Source organism: Oricola nitratireducens, from assembly GCF_014904745.1.
GTDB lineage: Bacteria > Pseudomonadota > Alphaproteobacteria > Rhizobiales > Rhizobiaceae > Oricola > Oricola nitratireducens.
On record NZ_JACZCS010000018.1, the window covers coordinates 68,604 to 75,789 of the forward strand.

Annotated in this window: 9 protein-coding genes; 6 read left to right on the plus strand and 3 right to left on the minus strand. The window is 63.4% G+C overall.

Annotated elements, in window-relative coordinates; genetic code table 11:
- The first annotated feature begins 100 nt into the window (after positions 1-100).
- From IG169_RS10775 to IG169_RS10785, 3 genes are all read left to right on the plus strand, one after another.
- Positions 101-1,192, plus strand: a complete 1,092-nt coding sequence (locus tag IG169_RS10775; protein ID WP_193176212.1) for a glycoside hydrolase family 25 protein — start codon at positions 101-103, stop codon at positions 1,190-1,192.
- Between the two features lie 66 nt (positions 1,193-1,258).
- Positions 1,259-2,182, plus strand: coding sequence for a S49 family peptidase (locus IG169_RS10780; protein WP_210325961.1), 924 nt, complete (start codon positions 1,259-1,261; stop codon positions 2,180-2,182).
- Positions 2,183-2,207: 25 nt separating this feature from the next.
- Positions 2,208-2,399 carry a hypothetical protein gene (locus tag IG169_RS10785; RefSeq protein ID WP_193176214.1) on the plus strand — a complete coding sequence of 64 codons (192 nt, stop codon included), beginning with the start codon at positions 2,208-2,210 and terminating at the stop codon, positions 2,397-2,399.
- Positions 2,400-2,457: 58 nt separating this feature from the next.
- Here the strand turns inward: IG169_RS10785 and IG169_RS10790 are convergent, their stop codons facing one another.
- Positions 2,458-2,880 carry a hypothetical protein gene (locus IG169_RS10790; protein ID WP_193176215.1) on the minus strand — a complete coding sequence of 141 codons (423 nt, stop codon included), beginning with the start codon at positions 2,878-2,880 and terminating at the stop codon, positions 2,458-2,460.
- A 257-nt stretch (positions 2,881-3,137) separates the two neighbouring features.
- On the opposite strand from IG169_RS10790, the gene IG169_RS10795 reads away from it, so the two are divergent.
- Positions 3,138-4,082, plus strand: coding sequence for a glycine--tRNA ligase subunit alpha (locus IG169_RS10795; protein WP_193176216.1), 945 nt, complete (start codon positions 3,138-3,140; stop codon positions 4,080-4,082).
- A gap of 33 nt (positions 4,083-4,115) precedes the next feature.
- Here IG169_RS10795 and IG169_RS10800 read toward each other — a convergent pair whose 3' ends face one another.
- Positions 4,116-4,583, minus strand: a complete 468-nt coding sequence (locus IG169_RS10800; RefSeq protein ID WP_193176217.1) for a macro domain-containing protein — start codon at positions 4,581-4,583, stop codon at positions 4,116-4,118.
- 222 nt (positions 4,584-4,805) lie between these two features.
- Here IG169_RS10800 and IG169_RS10805 point away from each other — a divergent pair, with 222 nt between their 5' ends.
- Positions 4,806-5,549 (plus strand): hypothetical protein, encoded by a 744-nt coding sequence (locus IG169_RS10805; RefSeq protein WP_193176218.1) that lies wholly within the window; start codon positions 4,806-4,808, stop codon positions 5,547-5,549.
- A gap of 3 nt (positions 5,550-5,552) precedes the next feature.
- On the opposite strand, the gene IG169_RS10810 is transcribed toward IG169_RS10805, so the two are convergent.
- Positions 5,553-6,320, minus strand: a complete 768-nt coding sequence (locus IG169_RS10810; RefSeq protein ID WP_193176219.1) for a DUF1868 domain-containing protein — start codon at positions 6,318-6,320, stop codon at positions 5,553-5,555.
- 213 nt (positions 6,321-6,533) lie between these two features.
- Here IG169_RS10810 and IG169_RS10815 point away from each other — a divergent pair, with 213 nt between their 5' ends.
- On the plus strand, positions 6,534-7,022 hold the full coding sequence (locus tag IG169_RS10815) for a fasciclin domain-containing protein (RefSeq protein WP_193176220.1): 489 nt from the start codon (positions 6,534-6,536) through the stop codon (positions 7,020-7,022).
- Positions 7,023-7,186 lie beyond the last annotated feature (164 nt).

The window sequence follows — 7,186 nt, forward strand, 5'->3', positions numbered from 1 at the left end:
AACGTCAATAATTCGGACCTGCGCGACTCATAAAAATGGAGTAATTTGTTAACCGAGGTGACGCACGCTGGGAAATTGCGTCGATTGAGGGGCCACGATGATGAGTGTTCGCACATGCCTCGCGGCTGTTTGCGTTTTCACTGTCCAGATGCTGCCGCTGAGCGAAGCGGCGGCGACGGAATTCTTCCGCCCCTGGGCGGACCCCAAACGCGCGATCGTTCTCGACGGCTACGAGCACAATGTCATCGACCTGCAGAAGGTCGCCGGCAACAAGCGCGTCACGGCGTTCATCCACAAGGGGTCGGACGGACTGCCGCCGCCCTGGCGTTGCGAGGGCAACGAGACGGAAAAGGCCTTCTGCCGCACGACCTGGCAGCGCTACGTGATTTCCAAGGAACTCTACCAGACGCGCCGCGCGCTGGCGAAAAACCTCGGTCTCAAATGGGGTGCCTACCATCTCGGCCGCGCCGGCGATCCGCTGGAACAGGCGCGCCATTTCATCGATTTCGCGGATCCGCAACCCGACGAGCTGGTCGCCATCGACATCGAGGGCCTGGACAGCGAGAAATGGATGTCGCTGGAGGACGCGGAGCGTTTCGCGGTCTATATCCGCTCCGAACTCGGCCGTTATCCGGTCCTCTATGCGAATGACGTCGTGGCGCGCAAGATCGCCGAAAACAGGAGCCGCTACCGAATCCTTTCCCGGCTGCCGCTGTGGTATGCGCGCTTCAAGCCCGCCATCCGCGGCGTCTTTCCGAAGGGCAACTGGGACAGCTACCAGATCTGGCAATTCTCCCATATCGGCAACTGCACCGAGAAACGCTGCGCCTACAGGGTGGCGGGCACGGATACCGACATCGACGTCAACGTCGTCGACATGACGCCGGACCAGCTCCGCCTGGCCTGGCCGCTCGGGCACCTGCTGGAAGACAAGACGCCATTCGTCTACCCGATCCCGGTCGCCCGGCCGGACAGGCCGGCCATCGAAGACAGGCCGGACCTGCCGGTCACGCGGTGGGCTTTCGAATGGGGGACGCAGGAAGCGCTGTCCTGGCGGCGCCGGAAGGTCGAGGCCTACAGGCAATATGCGTCGCTTCGCCTTGACCCCGCTTCCGCGACCGCCATCGATCCCGTCACCACGGCGGCCTTCAGGGAGCCCGCGCAAGACAGGCCCGTAAACGACCTCTACTAACGCCGGCCGCGCGCCACGATTCGGCAAACGGCACGTTTTACCGAAGACGTCTGTTGCGCGGGGGAAATGCGCACCTACATTGTCCGGATCATTGCCCGAACAAAAGGTCCGACCGTGAACCTCCAGCTGAAACGCCTTGTCCCGAAACGCTTCCGCGGCGGCGGCCCTGTCATTCCGGTCGTGCGCCTGCAAGGCACGATCGCCGCCGGCAGTTCGCCGATGTCGCAGACACTGTCGCTGGCGACGACGGCGTCGATGATCGAGCGCGCCTTTGCCGACAAGCAGGCCCCGGCCGTGGCCTTCGCGATTAATTCGCCCGGCGGTTCGGCGGCGCAGTCGCGGCTGATCCATCGCCGGATCCGCGATCTCGCCGAAGAAAAGAAAAAACCCGTCCTGATGTTCACCGAGGATGTCGCCGCGTCCGGCGGCTACATGATCGCGGTGGCCGGTGACGAGATCATCGCCGATCCGTCCTCGATCGTCGGGTCCATCGGCGTGATCTCGGCCGGCTTCGGCTTCGTCGAGGCGATTAACAAGCTCGGCGTGGAACGGCGGGTCTACACGGCGGGCGAGAACAAATCCGTGCTCGATCCCTTCCAGCCGGAGAAAAAGGAAGACGTGGAGCGGCTGAAGACGATGCAGCTCGAAATCCACCGGGTGTTCATCGACCTGGTCAAATCCCGGCGCGGCGACAGGCTCGGCGACGACCCGGACCTGTTCACGGGCGCGTTCTGGGCCGGTGAACAGGCGAAAGAGCTCGGACTTGTCGACCATATCGGCGACATGCGATCCTTCCTGAAGGAGCGCTTCGGCAAGAAGACCGAGTTGCGGCTGATCCAGCCGCAGCGCAATATCTTCGGGCGCCGATCGCCGACGGGCGTGGTCGGCGCGATGGGCCGGTTCGACGCGCAGGCGTTGTCGGCAACGGCCGCCGAAGGCCTGATGCGGGCGGTAGAAGACCGCGCGCTGTGGGCGCGTTTCGGTCTTTGAACCCCGGTAAAGCGGAGGAGCATCGATGCCGCAATTGCTGTTCTTCGGGATTGTCGCCGCAGTCGGCGTGATCGGATACCGCGCTTTCGTGCGGGAAGCCGAGCGGGTCTCGGCGCGGGTACGGCGCGCGGAAAAGGAACAGGAAACCGGCGCGGCCGGTACGCTGTTGAAAGACGAGGAAACCGGCGAATACCGGGTGATCCGGCCGGACGAATAGCCGAAACGAAAACGGGACGGCACAAAGGCCGTCCCATTTCATGCGTTGCCGGTTGCGATCACTGCGTGTTCCTTGCGCAGTAAGCGACCTTGTCGCCGGGCAGCGTCACGTAGCAATCCTTAATCGCAACGCGCTGACCGCCGACCATCCGGTAGGTCACATGGCACGAGCATTCGCTGATCGAGCTCACGCGCGGCGGCAGGCGGCGCGGCGGGGGCGGCGGGCAGGCGTGCGTGACCGTGCCGGGCGGGCAGTTGCTCGGGGCGGCGGCATCCAAGAGGCCGCCGCGGCTGCTGGTGTCGGACTTCGAGCCGCCACTGTTGCCACCACGGTTTCCGCCACCGTTGGGGCCGCCCGGGGCAGTCTGGGCATGGGCTTCGGACATGCCGGCGAAGGACTGGACCGAAACGGCGGTCACGGCGAGCATCGGAACGACAAGCGCTGCGATCAGGGTCTTGCGGGTTGCGAGAGCGATTTTCATTTCATTTCTCCATTCGGATTCAGTGTCAGTTGTCTGAACTTCCGGCGAACGGATCAGGTCTCGTAAGACCGCGACGCCGAAATTCTGTCCCGAATATGCCGGGTGACGGCGCGATCCTCTGTGCATTCGCGCACACGCCGTTTACCCGCTCTTCACCATGGCGTTTCGGCCTCCCGGCCCCGAAGCCGCGGGCGCGCACTTGACCCTGCGGGCATTGCCATGCAACGGAGGCGCGCATCTCTTACAGGCTGAAACCGATGACCGCGCACACGACGATCGACAAGCTTCATCCGACCCGTTCCTTCCAGGGCCTGATCCTGACGCTGCACAATTACTGGGCGGCGCAGGGCTGCGTGATCCTGCAGCCCTACGACATGGAAGTCGGCGCCGGCACGTTCCATCCGGCCACCACGCTGCGCTCGCTCGGGCCGAAGCCGTGGAAGGCCGCCTATGTGCAACCGTCGCGGCGGCCGACCGACGGCCGCTACGGCGAGAACCCGAACCGGCTGCAGCACTATTACCAGTACCAGGTGATCCTGAAGCCCTCGCCGCCGAACCTGCAGGAGCTCTATCTCGGCTCGCTGAAGGCGATCGGCCTCGACCCGCTGCTGCACGATATCCGTTTCGTCGAGGACGACTGGGAAAGCCCGACGCTCGGCGCCTGGGGCCTCGGCTGGGAGTGCTGGTGCGACGGCATGGAGGTTTCGCAGTTCACCTATTTCCAGCAGGTCTGCGGCATCGAATGCGCGCCGGTCTCGGGCGAACTGACCTATGGCCTCGAACGTCTCGCCATGTATGTGCAGGGCGTCGACAATGTCTACGACCTGAACTTCAACGGCCAGGACGGCGACGACAGGATCACCTATGGCGACGTCTTCCTGCAGGCCGAACAGGAATATTCGCGGCACAATTTCGAATATGCCAATACGGCGATGCTGCTGAAGCATTTCGAGGATGCCGAGACCGAATGCGAGGCGCTGCTCGCCGCCGGCGCGCCGGACGAGGGCTCCAACGAACGCCTGCACAAATGCGTGCTGCCGGCCTACGACCAGTGCATCAAGGCGAGCCACGTCTTCAACCTGCTCGACGCGCGCGGCGTCATCTCGGTGACCGAGCGGCAGAGCTACATCCTGCGGGTGCGCAACCTGTCGCGCCAGTGCGGCGAGGCCTTCCTGCTCACCGAAGCCGGTGGGGCTGCGTGAACACCGGCTGACATTGCCGCCACCGGCGCATAATCATGGCTCGAGGTCATGGGTAAATTGCTCGTAGACCACGAACATGCATTCGCTTGGAGTCAGGTATTCGACAAGCAGCGGTTTCACTTCGTCAATCCAGGAAAGCTTCCCGAGTCCCGCTGCTATTTTCGGCAGCCCCACTGACCTGACGTTGTTTTCGTCTGCCCACTTTGCCAGCGTCCGCACGGATTTTCTGAGATACGGCAAAGTCGCGTGATACATGTCCGGCTGCGTCGCCAGATAAACGAAGCCCGGATGGGATCGGGACGGGCGGCAAACCCATATGGAACCCGCTTTGAAGCGGCCGCTTCTCGCATGCTTCTTGAAGCTTTTCTGGACGTCCGGCCATTTGCTTGAAATCTTGAAAGCAAGGCCTGTACCGAGACCTTCCTGATTGCCTTCCGCGACACCCTGCGCAATGTAATCCTCTTCGGCACAAAGCAGATCGCCTTCCCTGAACCTGATCACTTTATCCCTATCTTCGTCATCTTCTCGTCTGATTTGCCACGCGATGAGGCTACCACACCGGTCGTCGAACAAACGCGTTGGATAAGCACTTCTGCCGGTTGTCGGTTAACCCGCTGATTCGACGTGCTAATGCCTGCCCGTTCCCACTTTCTTATTCTCCCCGCCCGAACCCGCCTCATTCTTGTTCCCAAATTTTTCCACACAAGACCGGATGGGAAGCAAATGAACTGGGCCAAGGTGATAGACCGCAACCGCGAGGCGCTTCTGCGCATCGTCGCGGAGCTGTTCGCCATGGCCGGTTCGACAACCGGCCCCGGGCCCGATCCCGAGACAAGCGAAGCGCCGTCATTGCCCGCGAAGATGCCGCGCCACCGGTTCAACTCGATCCGCCGCATCCTGCGCGCGGCCGAATCCGCCGCCCGGCGGCTGGTGGTCATCGCGGCGCGCCGGTTCGCCGTCATCCCGCCGCCCGCCGGCGCCTTCATGTACGGCCTCGATCCGGACAAGGCGCATCGCCGGCGCGCATTGGCCGCCGGATCCGAAAAGGATGGCGGCGACGCGCGAATTCCGCCCTTCGTGCTGACCGATCCGGCGAAGACGTTTTCCTTCCGGCCGCCCAAACGCCGTCCGAAGACCTTCCCACGCATCACCTGTCTCGGCAATGATCCGACGCCGGTTCCGGAAGGCTGGTACCGCCTGCCGGGCGACGAGATCGACGCCGGCCCGCTCTGCCGGCGGCTGATTTCGCTGCGGCGCGCGCTGGACGATATCGACGGACAGGCCAGGCGGCTTGTCCGCTTGCAGGCGCGGCGCGACCGGGCCGGCGTCAGCCCCGCCCGCCGCTCGCCTCTGCGCAACGGCCGCCCGCCCGGCCGCCGCAAGCGCCCGGTCCACGAAGTGGACGAGATTTTGATCGACGTTCACGCGCTGGCGCGTGACGCGATGGAGGCTCCGGACACGTCGTGAGCGTCAGCGCGCTTTCGTCAATGTCTTCCCGGCCGGATGAACTACCGGCCGCAGCCCCGATCCAGGCAGGTTCATCACCGGCGGGAAGCCGTTCATGTCGGCGAAGGTGCAGAAGGCCGGCGGTCCCAGTTCGACCACCGGGATGCGGCGCCGGAACTCTTCGGTCAGTTCGGCAAGCGCCTGCCTGTAACCGGGAACCAGGTCGTCGGGAATCCAGTCGATGATATAGGCCAGCGTGACGTGGAAGGTGTAGGCGTCGTGGCCCGGCGAGCGATAGGTGAACGGCTTTGTCAGGCTGTCGCGCCAGGCGCGCGCCGTCTTCTCGTCGGCATCGGTCGCGCCGGTCAGCCGCAATCCGAACGGTGTCACCTCGTCGATGCGCATGTCGAACGGACCCGGACCTTCGAAGTTCTCCAGCCGCCCGGCGAGATATTCCGTGGTCTCGTCGAGCGGCGCGTCGACCGGAAGCTCCTTCGGCCAGCATTCCGGCAGACGGCGGGTTTCGATCACGCCCTCGAAGACCGTCATGTGCAGGCTGGACACATCGGTGAAGGCGAAGCGGTGCCCCCACGGCAGATTGCGGAGCCTTTCGCGCAGTTCGACCAGGACGCCCTCGGTCCTGGACCCGGGCACGACATGGCGCACCACCGTATTTCCCGCTTCGGGAAGGAACACGCGGTCCTTGCTGAAGCGGACACCGACATAGCGGTTCGGCTGCGGATTGGCCGAAGCGGCGTGGTTTTCGAGTTGGAAAAGTTCGGGCCGAGCCATGAGCATTTCACCTGCGAATCTTCGGCCCGATATATAGAAAGCATGCGGCCCGCCGCGTGTGAATTTTCAATGACGCATTTGCAAAGTGCCGGATTTCGTCCCTCGCACCGGTCACTCAAACGTGATCGATGCATTCTGATCCCGATTCGCGATCGAGCGTAAGCCACTGTGACAGTACGTTCTGTCGATCGTTTGAAAATCGAGGAGACTATTATGCGCAAGATCGCACTTGGCGCCGCCATTTCGCTCGCCCTGGCTTCCACGGCTCCGGCCAAAGCCGAAAACATCGTTGAAGTCGCCAAGGGAGCCGGATCCTTCAATACGCTCCTGGCCGCGGCCGAGGCCGCCGGTCTCGCGGGCGCCCTTGCCGACGGCGACAATCTCACCGTGTTCGCACCGACTGACGAAGCTTTCGCCGCATTGCCGGACGGCACGGTCGAAAACCTTCTGAAGCCGGAAAACAAGGACCAGCTGGCAGCGATCCTGTCCTATCACGTCCTGCCGCGAGAGCTTTCGTCCAACATGCTTCCCGGCCGCACGATTCACGTCAAGACGATCAAGCAGGGCGGCGACCGCCTTCTGTCCGTGACAAAATCGGGTGGAACGGTAACCGTGGACGAAGCGAAGGTCGTTACGGCTGACATTCGTGCCGACAACGGCATCATCCATGTCATCGACAAGGTAATGCTGCCGGCCAGCTGATCGAAAGCACAATGCATTGCATCAAGTGCCCCGCCCACCGGCGGGGCATTAGAGCTTTTCAGGGATAGATAGGAGCATTCTGCCGGAGCAGGTTTGTCCCGAGATCGAGGGATCTGGCGCAGGCCGTGCCGGGGGCACGGTCAAGCCGGAGCCCGAAGGCATCG

Excerpts from the sequence above, each read along its gene's own strand:
- IG169_RS10790 (WP_193176215.1), bottom strand. The coding sequence starts at position 2,880 with ATGAAAATCGCTCTCGCAACCCGCAAGACCCTGATCGCAGCGCTTGTC.
- IG169_RS10795 (WP_193176216.1), top strand. The coding sequence starts at position 3,138 with ATGACCGCGCACACGACGATCGACAAGCTTCATCCGACCCGTTCCTTC.
- IG169_RS10785 (WP_193176214.1), top strand. The coding sequence starts at position 2,208 with ATGCCGCAATTGCTGTTCTTCGGGATTGTCGCCGCAGTCGGCGTGATC.
- IG169_RS10805 (WP_193176218.1), top strand. The coding sequence starts at position 4,806 with ATGAACTGGGCCAAGGTGATAGACCGCAACCGCGAGGCGCTTCTGCGC.
- IG169_RS10780 (WP_210325961.1), top strand. The coding sequence starts at position 1,259 with ATGCGCACCTACATTGTCCGGATCATTGCCCGAACAAAAGGTCCGACC.
- IG169_RS10775 (WP_193176212.1), top strand. The coding sequence starts at position 101 with ATGAGTGTTCGCACATGCCTCGCGGCTGTTTGCGTTTTCACTGTCCAG.
- IG169_RS10815 (WP_193176220.1), top strand. The coding sequence starts at position 6,534 with ATGCGCAAGATCGCACTTGGCGCCGCCATTTCGCTCGCCCTGGCTTCC.
- IG169_RS10810 (WP_193176219.1), bottom strand. The coding sequence starts at position 6,320 with ATGGCTCGGCCCGAACTTTTCCAACTCGAAAACCACGCCGCTTCGGCC.